Source organism: Pseudoalteromonas sp. RW-H-Ap-1 (genome assembly GCF_048318575.1).
GTDB lineage: Bacteria > Pseudomonadota > Gammaproteobacteria > Enterobacterales > Alteromonadaceae > Pseudoalteromonas.
The window spans coordinates 401,354-417,587 of the sequence record NZ_CP166996.1; the positions used below are offsets into that span (position 1 = coordinate 401,354).

Annotated in this window: 15 protein-coding genes and 2 pseudogenes; 15 read left to right on the forward strand and 2 right to left on the reverse strand. The window is 39.2% G+C overall.

The features are described 5' to 3' along the window. Positions 1–3: 3 nt before the first annotated feature. The 11 genes and pseudogenes from AB8618_RS01880 (at position 4) to AB8618_RS01930 (ending at position 9,565) form a co-directional block, all read left to right on the forward strand. The gene (locus AB8618_RS01880) at positions 4–417 is read left to right on the forward strand and encodes a hypothetical protein (protein WP_409424620.1); all 414 of its coding nucleotides are present in this window, start codon (positions 4–6) and stop codon (positions 415–417) included. 122 nt (positions 418–539) lie between these two features. Next, the gene (locus AB8618_RS01885) at positions 540–1,700 is read left to right on the forward strand and encodes a hypothetical protein (RefSeq protein WP_409424621.1); all 1,161 of its coding nucleotides are present in this window, start codon (positions 540–542) and stop codon (positions 1,698–1,700) included. A gap of 45 nt (positions 1,701–1,745) precedes the next feature. Beyond that, positions 1,746–2,171, forward strand: a complete 426-nt coding sequence (locus AB8618_RS01890; RefSeq protein WP_409424622.1) for a hypothetical protein — start codon at positions 1,746–1,748, stop codon at positions 2,169–2,171. Positions 2,172–2,229: 58 nt separating this feature from the next. Further along, positions 2,230–3,513, forward strand: coding sequence for a hypothetical protein (locus tag AB8618_RS01895; RefSeq protein WP_409424623.1), 1,284 nt, complete (start codon positions 2,230–2,232; stop codon positions 3,511–3,513). Continuing rightward, complete coding sequence (locus AB8618_RS01900) at positions 3,504–3,929, forward strand: hypothetical protein (RefSeq protein ID WP_409424624.1); 426 nt, start codon at positions 3,504–3,506, stop codon at positions 3,927–3,929. The genes AB8618_RS01895 and AB8618_RS01900 overlap by 10 nt, the downstream gene beginning before the upstream one ends. An 80-nt stretch (positions 3,930–4,009) precedes the next feature. After that, entirely contained in the window at positions 4,010–4,951 is a 942-nt protein-coding gene (locus AB8618_RS01905) for a hypothetical protein (RefSeq protein ID WP_409424625.1), read from the forward strand. Between the two features lie 257 nt (positions 4,952–5,208). Beyond that, positions 5,209–5,517: a hypothetical protein gene (locus AB8618_RS01910; RefSeq protein ID WP_418157329.1), complete on the forward strand. Its 309-nt coding sequence runs from the start codon at positions 5,209–5,211 to the stop codon at positions 5,515–5,517. Positions 5,518–5,562: 45 nt separating this feature from the next. Further along, positions 5,563–6,765 (forward strand): hypothetical protein, encoded by a 1,203-nt coding sequence (locus AB8618_RS01915; protein WP_409424627.1) that lies wholly within the window; start codon positions 5,563–5,565, stop codon positions 6,763–6,765. A gap of 90 nt (positions 6,766–6,855) precedes the next feature. Further along, the gene (locus AB8618_RS01920; protein ID WP_409424628.1) at positions 6,856–7,308 is read left to right on the forward strand and encodes a hypothetical protein; all 453 of its coding nucleotides are present in this window, start codon (positions 6,856–6,858) and stop codon (positions 7,306–7,308) included. Between the two features lie 597 nt (positions 7,309–7,905). After that, positions 7,906–8,370, forward strand: coding sequence for a hypothetical protein (locus tag AB8618_RS01925; protein ID WP_409424629.1), 465 nt, complete (start codon positions 7,906–7,908; stop codon positions 8,368–8,370). Positions 8,371–8,452: 82 nt separating this feature from the next. Beyond that, positions 8,453–9,565: pseudogene (locus tag AB8618_RS01930) on the forward strand (transposase). A 456-nt stretch (positions 9,566–10,021) separates the two neighbouring features. On the opposite strand, the gene AB8618_RS01935 reads toward AB8618_RS01930, so the two are convergent. Continuing rightward, positions 10,022–11,125 (reverse strand): mechanosensitive ion channel family protein, encoded by a 1,104-nt coding sequence (locus tag AB8618_RS01935; RefSeq protein ID WP_409424630.1) that lies wholly within the window; start codon positions 11,123–11,125, stop codon positions 10,022–10,024. Between the two features lie 389 nt (positions 11,126–11,514). Between AB8618_RS01935 and AB8618_RS01940 the strand changes: the two are divergent. Together AB8618_RS01940 and AB8618_RS01945 are read left to right on the forward strand one after the other, a co-directional pair. Continuing rightward, a pseudogene (locus AB8618_RS01940) lies at positions 11,515–12,461 on the forward strand (YihY/virulence factor BrkB family protein). 339 nt (positions 12,462–12,800) lie between these two features. After that, positions 12,801–12,995, forward strand: a complete 195-nt coding sequence (locus AB8618_RS01945; RefSeq protein ID WP_409424631.1) for a hypothetical protein — start codon at positions 12,801–12,803, stop codon at positions 12,993–12,995. A gap of 10 nt (positions 12,996–13,005) precedes the next feature. On the opposite strand, the gene AB8618_RS01950 is transcribed toward AB8618_RS01945, so the two are convergent. Beyond that, positions 13,006–14,240 (reverse strand): IS3 family transposase gene (locus AB8618_RS01950; protein ID WP_409423192.1). Its coding sequence is split into 2 segments (ribosomal slippage): positions 13,006–13,889 and positions 13,889–14,240, totalling 1,236 coding nucleotides; the frame shifts between segments, so codons are not numbered across the junction. A 152-nt stretch (positions 14,241–14,392) separates the two neighbouring features. Between AB8618_RS01950 and AB8618_RS01955 the strand changes: the two genes are divergently transcribed. Beyond that, positions 14,393–16,000: a PepSY-associated TM helix domain-containing protein gene (locus tag AB8618_RS01955; protein ID WP_409424632.1), complete on the forward strand. Its 1,608-nt coding sequence runs from the start codon at positions 14,393–14,395 to the stop codon at positions 15,998–16,000. Next, entirely contained in the window at positions 15,997–16,230 is a 234-nt protein-coding gene (locus AB8618_RS01960) for a hypothetical protein (protein WP_409424633.1), read from the forward strand. The genes AB8618_RS01955 and AB8618_RS01960 overlap by 4 nt, the downstream gene beginning before the upstream one ends. Positions 16,231–16,234 lie beyond the last annotated feature (4 nt).

Genomic DNA, 16,234 nt, shown 5'->3' on the forward strand with positions numbered 1-16,234 from the left:
GATATGGCTAAGGAAAATACTCGATATTTTTTTTATGGAGTGATCATCCTATTAGGTGTGGTTGCCGCTTTCATAACACAATCGCATGATCAGTATGAGTTCATGTTGGATGAAATAAATGATAGTTCTACTTATTCATTGTTTGATGACAATAAAAATAAAGTTTTAGAAAAGGGAAAGCTTGGAGACTTTTACAATTGTATGACGTTGTTTCGAGGGGGAGAAAAGTGGAGGGCGACAAAAGAAGGCCTTTTTAGCGATAGATATTTGTTAATTGATGAAAAACATTTACTTGATGTTAGCTTGGTTGACAATGAAGTTGTTAAGCTTATGAATGTGCCTTTATCAGGCTCAGGAAAGGTTGGAGTAGCTGTTGCAGTTAATTGTCAGTTATCCTTACTAAATAAAACCTCATAACATTTTTCGGCTAGCTTACAACGCTAGCCGATGCCTTTGGCAATGCGCTTGGGAACAGTATTGTAGGCGGAATCCAACGCTCTGAAGCGGAGAAAAATAACCGTAATCGTTACATTGAAGTAATGGGTCAAAAACTCACTGCGGATACAGCGCGTAAAATTGACGGGCAACTTGCAACTAATTTAAACAAGTCACTTAACACTACGATGCAGGGTGTTGATGCTTCAGTTGACCGCATGATTTGGGCGAATAATCGTAATTTACAAATTGATGCCAATGCACAGTTTGCGGCAGATGAGGCGAGAAGAGCTTCAAGGCAGCAGAGAGTGGTTGATAGCGCGAATGGGTTGAGTGCTTCATTGTCATCACAAGCAAGCGCACTAGAAAGTAGGCATCGAAATCAGATCGCGGGTATTCAAGCAAGTGCGGAAGCTGCTTTTGCGAAAGGTGTAGCGCGTGGTGAAGCCATGTATGCTGCGGGTGTTAGAAACCGTGATAAAATCGGTGTTGATTTACTCAAGGGCGTTGATGTTGAGGGAAATATAGCTTGGGGTCAGCAGCAACGAAATAAATTTAATCAGTTCTATAAAGAACTGAATCCGGTTCAAAAATACGCATTTGATAAAGTTACAGCAATTGGAAATAAAGCTAATGATATTTTCTTTGGGCCAACAGGTCAATCTAATGCAATTGAAACGGAGTTGAATATTGCTGGGAATATCCCAATGTTTGAAACTGGTTTTGGTCTAAGTGCCACTGTTGACAGCTTTGGACGCTTTACATTCACTGGAGGAGTTACAGCTACTTTAACAAGTGATATTTCAGCAAACATAAGTGCAGCACTTGGACAGGTTAAAGGTTATGGGGCTGATAGTTTTGCGCTTGGAACTGGTGAATCAATTTCTACCACGGCAGATGTTTCAATTGTAGATGTTTTTGTTGATAAAAATTCAAAACTTGGAACCCTGCTGAAGGCTAGACCTGTAGATATTTTTGGTGGTTACGAGAACGGTTATACCCAGAATGGAGCATACTGGGACTTTGGTAATAAACCAAATGTAATGCCAGCAGAAAATCTTTACCATTTCAAGGGAGGGTATGTTGGTGGCTCTGTAGGTTGGAAAGGACTTTACGAATTTAACGCTTCACCAATGTACAAAGCATTTGGGCTAGAGAAACTAGCAATCGGAAAAACTTATGAGTACGCGGCTTCTGGGTTCACAACACAGCCCAATGTAATAGGTCGTGTTGCATATAATTTATTAGATATTTTCCATGACTAATATTGTTGGGGCCAAATAGTGCCCCAAATTTTTTGGGTTTTTTTGATGATATATGAAATTAGTTTACTTGACTTGTCTTGGCCTTTAGTGATTGTGCCAAGTGCGTTTTTATTTTTGTTTTCTAAATATATTTGGTCCCATGACCTGCTTGTTAAGAAGCAGAAGGTAAAATATTTAGCTATAGCTTCCTTTGTACTAGGGACTTTTCCATTGTGTGTGTTTGTATATCACTTGACGGTAAATATTATGAATTTGACTGGGAGTTATTCTAGTGCTGAAGGAAGCTACCAATCTATAAGTGATGATGGGCGTATTGCAACTTTAAATATTACAGGCCATAGGTTTAAATTTCATTTATACAGTACTAGTTGTTTATCTTATAAGCCAAAATTGACGAAAGGAGATTACATCAAGGTTAAGTATTTAGGTGAAAAAAATGATGTGTGTATTTTAGAAATACAGAAGATCTAACCTAAACCTTTTAGCCGATGCGTTTGGCAATGCGTTGGGGAACTCGATTGTTGCTGGAATGCAGAGCAAGCAAACTCAAGCTAATACCAACAAAGCAGCACAACTTGGTAACGTAGTATTTGAACGAGAAATTTCATTAGGTAAATCTGAAAATGAAGCTAAATTTGCAGCAGCGCAAGCGATTGCTCAATCAAAGGGTGGTGCTGTTTCATTAAATAAAATTACCGATGATGGTTCATTACCAAGTCACGGTTCAAGTAACCCTGATACAACGTCTGGATTTTATTTATCAAATGGTACTGAGCGAGGCTTCTTCGATTACAGTGCGTCAATGAATGATGTATCGGAGTTCTTAGTTGGTAGCCCAGTTAACGAACTCGCACATGGTTATGCTAAAAATCGATTGGATGCCAAAGTTAGGCGTGACCAAGCATTTGATGCTGGAGTAGTGAGCGGTATCCACAATTACAATGCTGGTAGAGCACAGCGCATAGCTAATATGTCCGGTTTTAGTGCTGACTATATGACTGCAGAGCAGTGGCAAGGCATCGCAAGTAATCAGTATTCTAAATGGAATAGAGAACTGAAAAATGATGTTTTAGACATTGTGGCTGCTCCTCTAATGTTAACAGGCTTCGGGTATGCTGGAATGAGGTTAATGGGTGCGGGTGCTTTAAAGCTATCACAAGGCGCATTTAGCTTGATACACGGTTCAACTAGACTAGCCGCTACTAGAACAATGCTTTACGGCGGCGCCCAAATTGGTGCCGGAGACTTCCTTATTGATCGAGGAATTAATTTTGCTCAGAAGTCGTTAACAGGTAGCAACAATGTTATCAATGATATGCATAGAGTTGGAAAACAGATTTACCACGAAGCTAAGCGAAATGGCGGGTTAACAATAGCTTCAGGTATCGCTGTATCGGGTGATGTAGGTACTAGATGGGCGCTAACGCCAATTGGCTTATGGGGATCACTAGATTTCAATAATATGAGTTTTAATGGTGGGTTCTATGGAAGTGGAGAAATAGGCTCAAAACTAGGCTTACCATCTCCGTCTTGGAGTATTGGTTCAGAAACAACAATATTTACCACTTCTGATTATCACAATGCATTAAGTGGTAAATATACATTACAAGGTGCGTCCTATAATGTAAGCGGTAAAACTTATGAACTCGCACAAATACAAGCCGCTCAAGGAAACATAAATGGATATCAATTTACAAAAGAACTTTATGGTGCTTCCGTATATAGCCCTAAAGTGAACCCTTCAGGTTTTGCTCACTTTGGCTATGGTGACTATGTCACATTTGGAGGTATAGGGAATAAACTATGGCGCTAAATAAGATGGGTAAGTCTTTATTAATATGTACTATGCTAGTCGGCGGGTCATTCTTTTTGATTATAAAATCAATGCCAGACACTGCAATCGGAGTGATCAGTACTTGGAATATTAACACAGAATATGAAGTTCTGGATCAGAGGTTTGTTAATGTACCTTATACAGGGAGGTTAGGCCAATTTTATGATTGCCTTACAAAATATCGCCATATATCAAAACGTAGTATATCAAAACCTATTGCTGAAGATAATGGCAGGCTCGTGATTAAAGTTGCAAACGTTGCCAAATTAACTATGGCCGTTAATAGCAAAGAGGCATATTCGATTCAACTCGTAGAACAAAATATAGATGGAAAAGCTGAAGATTACTCAAATAATTATGCAATAAACTGTGATGTAGGTTTGTTGAATAAGTAGGATTGAACATAGTTTTAAAACACATCGGCTAGATATTTAAGCTAGCCGATGCGTTTGGCAATGCATTGGGGAACTCGATTGTGAGTGGTTTAAGTAAGTCTCCAAAATCCAATAATAAGCCTAGCGATTCAGAATTTATTCAAGATGTTGAAAACTTAACAGAACGAAGCGATTCACTTCTCGATGACATTGATAATATGCTTGGTTATAACCGAGATGGTATCTACGATGCAGAGGGGAACTTTATACCTTCGGATGAGCTGTATGTGTCAAATGACCCTATTGATGATTTCATGAAATATGGAACCGAAGGCAAAGAAGCGTACGAAGCTCGTAAGCTGGCTGAAGCGAATGAAAAAAGAGGTTTTTGGGATGCTATTCATCATAATGATAGGCCAGCGTCAGTTGAGACTGAGTTTGGATTTTCACTGTGGGGTAAATTACCATACTTTGGAAAATTCGATATCGGCTTTGCAGCATCATTCGCATTTGACAATAAAGGCAACGTAGCATTTCAGCATCTAGCTAAGGAATATGGTGGTGGTTTAGGTGGCTCTGATTGGTCAGGAGGCCTGAATTTCAGTGTATTAGATGGTGAAGGACTACATGCGAGAGATATAGTTTACGGTGAAATGATTACAGGTGGGCCTAGTATAGACTTAATCTCTTTTAACAAAGCTCGCTTGTTAGGAAAGCAGCTACCAGATGTAGGATTAGCATTTGATTATGAGATAGGCGCTGCACTTACAAATAAAGGCCCAGTTGGGGTTAGAGGGTTTGAGTTTGGTCTAGATATAACTCACGGCGGTAATAAATTGGGTACTGATATAACCTATCAGAACAGCCCTATAAGGCCGTATGAAAGCAATTGGGGAGTTGTTGGTCAATTGCTTTGGGCCTCTCAAAATGTTGGAATTAAGGTGATTAATAATTCTATATATAAGGGAATGGATGTAACCTTAGAGCATTTAGCAAAGCCTCGAGAGTCAGAAATTTCACTTCCAAATTTGAAAAATAATTAATAAATAGGAGTAATGGGAGTTGTAGATGAGTGCAACTCCCTTTTCAAAATGATTTACGAGTTTTCAAAGATTTTCGAATTTTTATACATATCATTTCAAATAATGATCGCCTTGGTATTCATGGGTGTTTTTACATATATACCCCTTAAATTTTTTTCTGGAAAATATAAGTTTTTTTATTACTGCCGTTGGGTTATTTTAGTTTTGCACTATATGAATTGAAGAAAGGTATAGTTCAAGTTAACGCCTATCAGAATATGGTTGAAAATAATAGAGTAAGTACTATAAAAGGTCGCTTGATTGCGACTTATCAGCAAGATAACCACAACTATTATAAGCCTCCTACAAACGCTGTTGCTTTAGCTGAAATACTCGAATTTGAAAGATTTAAGCTTGAGAGTATTGGACCTATAAATCATATTGCTGAGTTTGGCTGCTTTAATGGTTCACTTAAAAGTGAGTTAGAGCCTCACATAGGTGAAGAGCTTGAAATTGTCTATGTAGATAAGCTGTACGAAAATGCAACATTGCCGACGTTATGTATTTTAAAAATTGAAATAAAATAATGAATTGGCTAGGAACCTAAACAAGCCGATGCATTTGGCAATGCATTGGGCAATGCATTGGGGAATGGGATTGTTAGTGGTTTAAGCAGTGCACCAAAATCAGCAAATACCGCTACGACAAGTCCAAAACGCTCTGGTCAAACGCAACCTGTTGGCACGACGAGTGGAACACCTGCTTCACAAGGCGCAGTGGATATTAACCCTGAAAATGCCCTTGAAAGATGGAATCGACTAGAAGCGGCAGGTGGCCTTGATAGCTTATCTGATGATGCGTATTACAGCTTAGCAACCGCCGCAAACTCAATTGAGAATGCGACACGCCCAATTACATCGTTTGATAGATTCAATCGTTTGGTTAATCACTCAAATATGATTAGGCAGCAGTTAAACAGTGATTTAGCAACGAAAGCACAAAGCGTGCAACGTACTCAATCACTTATAGCCAACAATCAAGCTTGGATCGATAGAAATACCACGTCAATGGGTAGAGTGCCGCAAGCCTTTGACCTTGAAAGCTCACTAATAGGTTCCATTGATTGGCAGGATATGAGTCAGCCTTTAACACCGGGGCCTTGGCGTGATGGGTATGTAATGCCTCTTTCAAATGAAACTAAGCCACAAGTTCAAAGTGAATTTGGCAAGTTAATTAATGATACCTCTAGTAGATTAAATGCGGCAGGTCTTGGGGTTTACTCGTTGGAGGCAATGGCTAAGAAAGGATGGGGATCAACTTTGGGTAAGGGCCAAACATTAACAGGCGGAATCGTGGGCAGTTATTTCGATAGAATTTATGATCCAAGCAAGTCAACCGTAGTGTTTGATTATTCTATAGACACTCAGAAAACGGCTCCATTGGTAAATGATTTTGGCCAAGGGCTCGGCTTGCTCTCTTTAGGCTTGTCTGGTGGGGGAGCTTATTACTCATATGCAACTGATGCTGATGGCTGGGATTTTGGAGATGGGTTTAGAGAGCTTGGTAAAGTCGGAGTGGATTTAGCTGCCGCCGCACCAAGCTTGCTCTCCAAGGGAAGCTATTTAACACGATTCAATCCTGTTGGAGCTGTTTATACGGCTGCTGATTTAGCTGTGCAGCTAACTCCTGATTATACCATTCAGTATGGTCAATATGCAGGAGAAACGCGATCTGGTTGGACTAAGTTGATGTACAGTCATGCGGATCAACAACAGAGAGTTATGGATATTAGTCCTGAGCTGCATTATGAACTTTATATCCGTAAGCAACCATAAATTTTAAGGAAATGAGTAAGGAGCCAAGACGCTCCTTATCCCAACTATATGAAACTATTTACGTATTACTATTACTTTATAAAAAAGAATGTGGAAGTCAATGCTCCTGAGGTTAATGCATATTTTTCGGCTTTGAAGACTATTAGCTTTCCAATTTCGATGGTTTTGATGGCTAGTGTATTCCAACTGGTCTTGGCTGCTGACCTTTTGGATACAATTATCGCGAATTGGCCATATGATTACGGAAGGGTGCATAGTAAAAACTTTACCACTCCGACAGCAATACTCTTTGTTGTAAGTTATATCACTACTCGCATAATTCTAAAGTGGTACTTTATCAACGATAAACTGCAACAAGAGCTAGATGAATACTATAAAAAAGAAGACCTTTCCTTTAAAGTGCACAGGGTTCTTCCTGATTCATTGACATTCTTTTTAATATTCTTTTCATTTTTTATAGGCTTTGGCGTGTGGGTTGGGGTCGCAATATGCGCCTTCTTGCTTTTAGGTTTAGAGTTATGGATTCGTAGTAGATTTCAATAAACGTTTAACATGGACAAAAAAAGTACAGGCATAAAATTAAATGCAATAAAAGGACAGGCATAAAATTAAAAGGAACAGCCAAGCAAATTAGGTTAGCTACTTAAGCTAGCCGATGCGTTTGGCAATGCTTTGGGGAATTCGATAGTTAGTGGTTTAGCGAGTAAATCAACAAGAGGTAATAATACTCAAGCCAAAGCCTATGGGGTCGTCAACTGCAAGGTAATGTTTTAGATATTGTTGCAGCACCTTTAGTTCTTTTAGGTGGTGGATATGTAGGGAGGAGATTGATCGGTAGAATAATATGAGACAGACAAAAATTACCCAATTCAATGTGGATTATGGGTGTTACTGTTAGTTCACCACCATTAGTTCAGCTGTTAGTTGCATCATTTCAATGGAGATTCACTGGTAGATAGGTATATAAGTGGTAAAATAATGGGCACATATAAGTTTCTTGAATTTGCGGAAGGGCTACTACCATAGACTTTCTTAATTAGTAATAGAATCGTAAAAATCTTTATTTTTGAGGTTATTTACGTTTAGTTTATTTAGAAGCGTTGTACAAAAAACATCAACTGTCGGTAGGGTAGGTAAACTATGGATACAAAACAGACCTCATGGGTTGATTGGTATAAAGAAAATTTACTTCGAGGATGCTGTTTGGAGGAAATGGTTCAACTAATGTGCTCTGGCGGAGTCCCTTTGGCTGACGTGAAAAATATCATGGGAAAAAATTACCCGATCAGCCTAGATTTTAATAACCTAACCAATCCAAGACTAATTAATAACTCCAGCGCACTTAAAGTTAATACTAAAAAAGCGCAGATGTATATTATAGATAATTTTATGAGCAGTCATGAATGTAATGTAGTTATGTCTCTCATGGATACGGCATTGGTTCCGTCCACGGTCACGGTTTCCAATGGAGACGATGCATTTAGAACAAGCAAAACATGTTATTTAAATAACCAAAGCCACCCAATAGTTGCTGAATTAGATCTACGGATTGCACAAGTATTAGGGTTTGCAAGCTTTAATTCCGAAGCTATTCAAGTGGAATAAACTAGACACCCACTCTAATTTTTGCAGTTTGGCGAACTAAGTACTAGGCTTTCATAAGTGTGAAAACAAGCAGGGGGGTCTTATGGCAATCGCAAGAAAGCGTCAAGTAAGTTTGGTTGATACAAAGTACTACCACTGTATATCACGCTGTGTTCGGCGTGCTTTTTTGTGCGGTGAAGACCATTTTACTGGTCAATCTTACGAGCACCGCAGAGGATGGGTTGAAGACAAACTGCTAGAGTTAGCCAAGATATTTTGTATTGACGTTTGTGCTTATGCTGTTAAGAGTAACCAGCAAAATGTTGGAACATTTTACAACAGCGCAGCTGGTCCGGAGGGCGGAAGGCAGGATGCCTGAAGTACACCCATTTAGTCCTGTATATTGATGATAAAAAAGCGAATCGGCTGAATGACAAAGCAATTGTTATTCGCTGGCATAAACTTTGTAAAGGCACTGTACTCACGCAAAAACACATACAAGGTGAAGAGCTAAGTAAAGCTGAACTTATCTTTTTTAATCAAACGGTAAAGGAATATCGAGAGCGTCTATCAAGTATTAGTTGGTTTATGCGATTATTAAATGAAAGCATAGCCCGCAGAGCAAATAAAGAAGATAACTGCACTGGTAGGTTTTATTCGCTGCCATCCATAGCGCTCACCCTTCGGGCTGCCAAGGCATTCAAATTTATTCCCTATAAATTTGTGGGAGGGACGATTTAGCTCACAAGCATTATTGGATGAAGCTGCATTGTCGGCCTGCATGGCGTATGTAGATTTAAACCCCATCAGAGCCAAAATTGCAAATACATCAGAAGAATCTGACCATACCAGCGCTCAACTACGCTTAACATGCGCAAAAGAAGGCAAGCAACCGAAAAAATTGCTCCGCTTTGCAGGCATGCCACGTCAAATCATGCTAAAAGGGCTACCGTTTGAGCTTAAATCGTACCTTGAACTTGTTGAGTTAACAGGGCGTTGTATACGATAGGACAAACGAGGGTATATTGAAAGTACACACTTACCCTTACTCGAAAGAGTCAATATTTCCTCTGAAAACTGGTTAAAACTCGCTACACAATTTACACGCGTATTTCACGGCGCAGTAGGCAGGCCGACCTCACAAGCAAGTTATTGTGAAAACTTAAGCAGAAAACGGCGAGCTAATATAAGTAATTGTGAAAAGCTATTAGCATAAACCTAAAATTACTCAGTAGAAAAGTTAAAACTGCATCATGCAGTCATTTTCATGCGTGTAATTTAGGTTTAAGAGTGATGATTGCTGATTTACTGGATGAAATAAAATTAACGTAGTCGTAAAGCATAAATAATTGACCTAAAAAGTAAATCTAATAATATAGCTTTGCTTGTTAAATTAGAGTGGGTGTCAGTTTCAGTTTATTTTTGTGCTTGAGACAAGCTATTGGTACCAGCTGTCAGCGTTTAGCGAGCGGCGGGCTAAGGGGGGCTTAAAACCTTACCCCTAACCCCTAACCCCTAAAACCTAAACCCGACGCGGGGTGAACCCGCTGCTACGGATATAAAAACCTTGCGATATTAACCATAAGGTTTTTAAATACCTCGAACCTCGAACCTCGAACCTCGAACCTCGAACCTCGAACCTCGAACCTCGAACCTCGAACCTCGAACCTATCTATATAATATTTTTTCCCTGCTCAGGATCGCGTGATTCATCGGCTTGTTCGCGAATATCATCAGTATCACTGCTTACATCATCAATGCTGTGTTCATGCTCTGTGGTTTTATGTTTTTGAGTATGTGGTTTCTCTTTAGTTTTTTCTGTTGTCTCTGTTTTAGCTTCGCTTGCTGTGGGGTAAATGTCTTCACCTTGGCTATTGAGCAATACACGTTCTCTGGCATCGTCAGGCATACTTATATTATGTTGCGTAAAACTGTTAATTAACTCTCGCATTAGCTGTGAGGCTACTTTAACAATGCTGTATTGTTCGCCGTTGACCCAAAAGTAAACAGTAAAATTGATAGTGGCGGAGCCTAATTTATCAACCAATACTTGGGGAGGTGGATCGCTAAGCACAGAGTTTTGATTTTTTATAACGCTAATAGCAAGACTTTGTGCGCCGCGAATGTCATTATCGTAGCCAATACCGATTGTGAAATGACCGCGCATCTTTGGATTAGCGGTTAAGTTTTTAATGGTATTTTTATACACAGTCGCATTGGGTATTTGAATATGATTGCCATCGTAGTCAACTAAAGTGGTTGCCCGTGCAGTTACTTTTTTAACAATACCTATTCTGCCATCCACTTCTATTACATCATCAATTTTAAATGGACGTTGTACACTCAAAAGTAAACTGGCAATAAAGTTCTCAGCAATATCCCGAAAGGCAAATCCTAAAATAAGGCCTATTAACCCAGTGCCACTCATAATAGCGACCGCGAATTCAGTCAAGCCAGCCAAACGTAAGAAAAGGTAAAACCCGAGTAAAATAATTAAGGTACTAATACCACGCCTAGCAACTAGGTGTACTAATTTACTGTTGGTCATGTAAGTAACGGGCTTTATTAACAAGCGTGATAATGGGGTGGCGATTAAATAACTAATCACCAAAATAATAATCCCTAGAAACAAAGTGGGCAGTAATTGCACGAATGAGTGTAGTAATTGCACGCTTTGCTCTTTTAAAAAGTCCCATGAAACCGAGTTTGGCTGAACGGTGTCGATTGCGGGAATAGATGCGTTATTAGCGAGTGTTGCAATTAAAGCGCTGAGCATAGGAGCCATCCGTGTTAGGTTGAGTTAATTAGGGTCTGTGTAAAACAATAGCAGCAAGTCTAGGGTCTGTTGAACCTTTGCGGATTAATATTTGTTCAAACTAGGGGCAATTTAATCGCGGCGCGAGGTTTGTAACCTAGTGGGCTAAGTAAAAACCGAGCAACAAAGAGTTAATTGCCCCTAGGCAGAACCCTTCGGGCAGCGCCTGTTTGGCATTAATGCGGCGTTATCGCCTATTTATGGGGAATAACCACACCACATAGGCGATGCCTTGCCTTAATACCAAACAGGCTGCTGCAAATTTAACCTTGAAAGGTCAACAGACCCTAATACCAAGGAATATTTATTTGGCAAACATCTTGCAATCAATTAGGAAAAGGGAGTTAACTATGAGTGACTTTAAGCGTGGCCAAAGAGCCAAGCAGCCTAACCATATTCCTCTGCGTGGCTGGTGGGATATTGCAAAGCGAATTATAAAACAAATGAGCCGTGATAATTTATCCTTGGTGGCTGCAGGCGTGGCCTTTTATGCACTTCTTGCTATTTTTCCTGCCATTGCGGCGCTGGTGTCTGTGTATGCTTATTTTGCTTCACCGAATGATATTAGTGCGTATTTAAGTCAATTTATGGCGTTATTGCCGCAAAGTACCCAAGATATTATTTTGTCTCAGGTTTCAAGTCTTGCGCAAAAGTCTCAAACTAGTTTAAGTCTTAGCGCGCTGGGCACTTTACTGCTCACTATTTGGAGTAGCTCTAAGGGCAGCCAAGCTTTGATCACCGCGTGTAATATTAGTTATCAAGAATACGAAAAGCGTTCATTTTTTAAGGCGCAGCTTGTACGTTTACTATTTTCAGTGGGCGCGATTGTAGTGGCGGTTATAGCATTGGTGATTATCGGTATATTACCGCTAGCACTTAACCTATTAGGAATAAAAGAGAGTATTGATTTTTTAATCATGCTTATCTCATGGCCATTACTGGCACTGACCTTTAATTTTGCGTTATTAATTTTATATCGTTACGCGCCTCACAGAAAAGCAGCTAAGTGGCGCTGGGTTACCGTAGGCTCGTTCACTGCCACAGTATTATGGATTGTGGCATCTTTTGGCTTTTCTTTTTATGTATCTCATTTTGCCAGTTACAACGAAACATATGGCTCTTTAGGTGGGGTGGTTATTATGCTTATGTGGCTATTTATTAGCGCTTATATCATTATTTTAGGAGCTACAATTAATGCAGCGTTAGAGCAGCAAACAGCGCAAGACAGCACGGTAGGCCCAGATAAAAAAGAGGGCAGCGAGGTGCTTATGTTGCAGACCACCTCGATATTAAATAACCTGAACTCTGGATAATAAATCTATCTCAAGCAGCTATTAACGCGTAAGCTCGCCTTGTTTTCATTTAAAATCTCTGGCTATACCCGATTACCATCTTTTATATATTTAACTAAGCGTCAATTGCCGTTAGCTGAGCCATGCTTGGCATTTGTGCATGGATTATTTGCTATTTATATTTGTTTAGTTAATTAAATAAATATTATAATGCAAATGGTTATCATTTTTAGTTTTGTTACTGTGCTTGGTTAGATGGTAGCAGTATAACGTTTCAGGTTTGGGCGAAGTGTAATTTGGTTTCTCTATGGTGGGACTAAGCTGCATTGATAAGGCAAATAATAATGAATAAAAAACACACTTTTACAGCAACTAAGCGACGCCATATTCTGGCTTGTTTGCTTGCGTTAATTACGGCTGTGGTGATGATTCCTGGCATGACTACCTACTTACCTTTTGCTATGGAAGAGCAGATATTAATACCGATAATGCTTTTTCCTTTTATTTGGACTGCGTTATTTTGTCCCGTCCTGAAATAGGTTGACGGTTTTAATGAAAGACTTGGTGCGAAAGCGCCAGGTCTTTTTTATGCACTTGATTTGGTGTTTTCATATTCAAACTTAAGTGCGGTCGCATTTCATTGTATATAAATATCGATTCTTCAACGAGCTCTTTTAACTCTGCCATATTACGACATTTATACAGTAGAAACTCTTGTTTTAATATCCCGTTAATACGCTCAGCTAATGCGTTTTGATAACAGTCATATCCATCGGTCATAGATGGCCTAATTCCCTCCTTTAATAGCATACCTTGATATACTTCAGAGCAATATTGTAAACCTCTATCTGAATGATGAATAGCATCACGTTTATACACCCGCTGCTTAATCGTCATCTCTAACGCTTTGACTACATCAGTTGCCTTCATTTCATCACTGAGCTCATAACCCATTATTTTTCGACTATAAGCATCAGTGACTAACGACAGGTAATGCACGCCTTGCGATGACTTTACGTATGTAATGTCACTAACGAAGACTTCCTCGGCCGCAGTAGGTTTGTATTCTTTTAGTAAATTGGGATGCTTGTGCATCCAATGATTACTATTTGTTGTTTTAGTGTAATTTTTCTTTGGTTTTACAAGCAAGTCATGCTCTCTCAAATAGTCAAAAAAACAATCTCGGCCTAGTTTAATGTCACGCTCTTGCAGCTCTGGCTTTATCATCAGATAAAGTTTCTTCCCACCAATACGAGGCATGAATTGCCGCCAATACATCACTAACTCTTTGACTGGCTTCAACGCTTTATTCCGAGAATCTATTCTGCGCATAGCTTGATAGTAACCTTGTCGCGTTATGCCATATGCACGGCATAAAGGAGTAAGCTTTACTTGCTGGTTTTCTTTTGCGCGCGTGATAGCTCGGATATGTACTTTTTTCGCAAACCCGCTCCATATTCTTCATCCATAATATTAATCATTTCATCTTTGATTAAATCCTTTAGGCGTAACTCCTCTACCTCGCGCTCTAAACGTTTAATTTTTTGTGCTGGGGTTTCTTTTGATTTAGGCATGTTGGCTATATAAGTTGGTTTAGACCAATCTAATTTACCATGTTTTCGCAGCCATACCAGAACGGTGCTACGACCTTGAATACCGTAATGACTTTGCGCCTGTTTATATGTGAAGTCGCCTTTTTCTACTTGCTCAACAATGGATAATTTAAAGCCTAATGTATAATCTCGTTGAGTACGCTTAACGTCTTTAGTTTTAGTGGTTTTCATAAAATAAGTCCTAAATGTGTAAACACATTTCAGGACAAGACATTTATATACGCTTACATGGCTAAAAGCGCATGGCAGCCTTTTATTGTTATGTTAGTTATTTTGTTAAGCCATGCAGGGCTTAGTTTTATGGCTTTACAAGGAGGACAGGGATGAGATCTATTTCACTAAAAAAGCTATTTTTACTGCATAGTTGGGTTGGTATTGTAACAGGTATTTTGCTCTTTATTGTTTGCTTTACCGGTGCGTTAGCTGTACTTAGCCGCCCAGAACTAAAAATTTGGGCCAACCCAGAGTTACATCAATTGGATACAGTGCCAAGTGAAAAGGTGATGACGTTAATTAACCATTATCACCAACAAGTACCAAAAGAGTTTGGTAAAAATATCCATGTGTATCTACCAACTGGGCATAATACGCATTTATTGACGATTTTATTTGAATCTCACGATGGCGATGAAAATTATGACGAAGAGGCTGCTTATGCTTACCAATTTGACCCTCGTAATTTTAATTTGGTAAACCAATATTATGGTGCTGCAGATTATTTTTATGAGCACCGTAAAACTGATGCGCCATCGTTTATTGGGCATTTTCATGCTGACTTACATTTAGGCAGACCAATAGGGCTTATTCTTACTGGCTTTTTAGGTTTAACTTTATTGGTGTCTGTTGTGACGGGCTTATTTATTCACCGCCAAATAATAAAAGAGCTATTTACATTTAGACGTAAAAAAGATCTTGATGTGGTAGTGAACGATGCACATAAAGTGATGGGTATTTGGGGAAGCGTTTTTCATGCCATTATCGGCTTTACAGGAGCTTTTTTAGGTCTTGCAACCGTTATACTACTTCCCGCCGCCGCTTTTGTGAGTTTTGGTGGAGATCAAGATAAGTTGGTGGAAAAATTTACCGCTATGCCTGAAACCATTGTTTCTAATAATTACCAAGCAACAGCTATAGATACTATTTTGCTTGATGCCCAAACACGTTACCCAAAAGCGAAAGTTATTGATTTAACTGTTATGGCGCATAATGATACGAATGCTCAAGTTTACTTACGTCTTATTGGCGGCGATGCAGTTGCATCACAATTACTGCAATACAGCGGAGATGGTAAGTTTAGTAAATCAATGAGTAGCTTTGGTGACATTCCTGGCCCTGCTATTAAAGTACTTGAATTATTATTCCCGCTACACTTTGGTAATTTTGCGGGCGTTTTTGTAAAGTTAGTGTGGGCACTCCTTGGTTTAACTACTGCATTATTACCACTTTCTGGAATTATGATGTGGTTAACCAAGCGCACAAGGGGTAGCAATCCGACTCTTTCTGAAGTGGCTTATCAACGATGGAATAGGGTTATTATCGGTAGCTGTGGAGGCTTAGTATTGGCTACTGCCATATTATTCCCTTTGCAAGTATTACTTAATAACTTCATCCCAGTACAATTGCACAATGGCTACTTCAGACCTTTATTTTTTCTTTCGTGGCTAGTTTGGTGTTTATTTGCAGTGTTACCGATTAATTATTATCGTTATTTGCAAGTCACACTGCTTATAACTGGTGGTGCGTGCATGTCTGTGTTGCCTTTAAACATGTTACTGTCGTCAAGCCATGCTTTTAGTTCAAATAACACGCTAGTTACTGTTGTTGATGTTAGTTTTTTATTTATTGGTGGCTTAATAATCTATGTGAGTCAGCGGATCATGGCTAAGCGACAAATACTAATAAAGCCAACAACACAAGAGGTGACTATATGACAGTTATTTATCTAATACTTGGATGTGGATTGTTAGTTGTAAGTAGCTTATTACTAAGATTGATGCGCCCAGCAAGCACTTGGCTAAGTCTCGTTGTGTTTATTGGCGCACTTATCTGTTTTATAGCTGAGTATGGAAGTATTGCAGGTTCTTTTATTAGTATTGCTTCGGCTTTATTAATAAATTTAATGGTTGCTTTTGTATTCGGTAAATCTATTTCAGTGCGCTAAATTA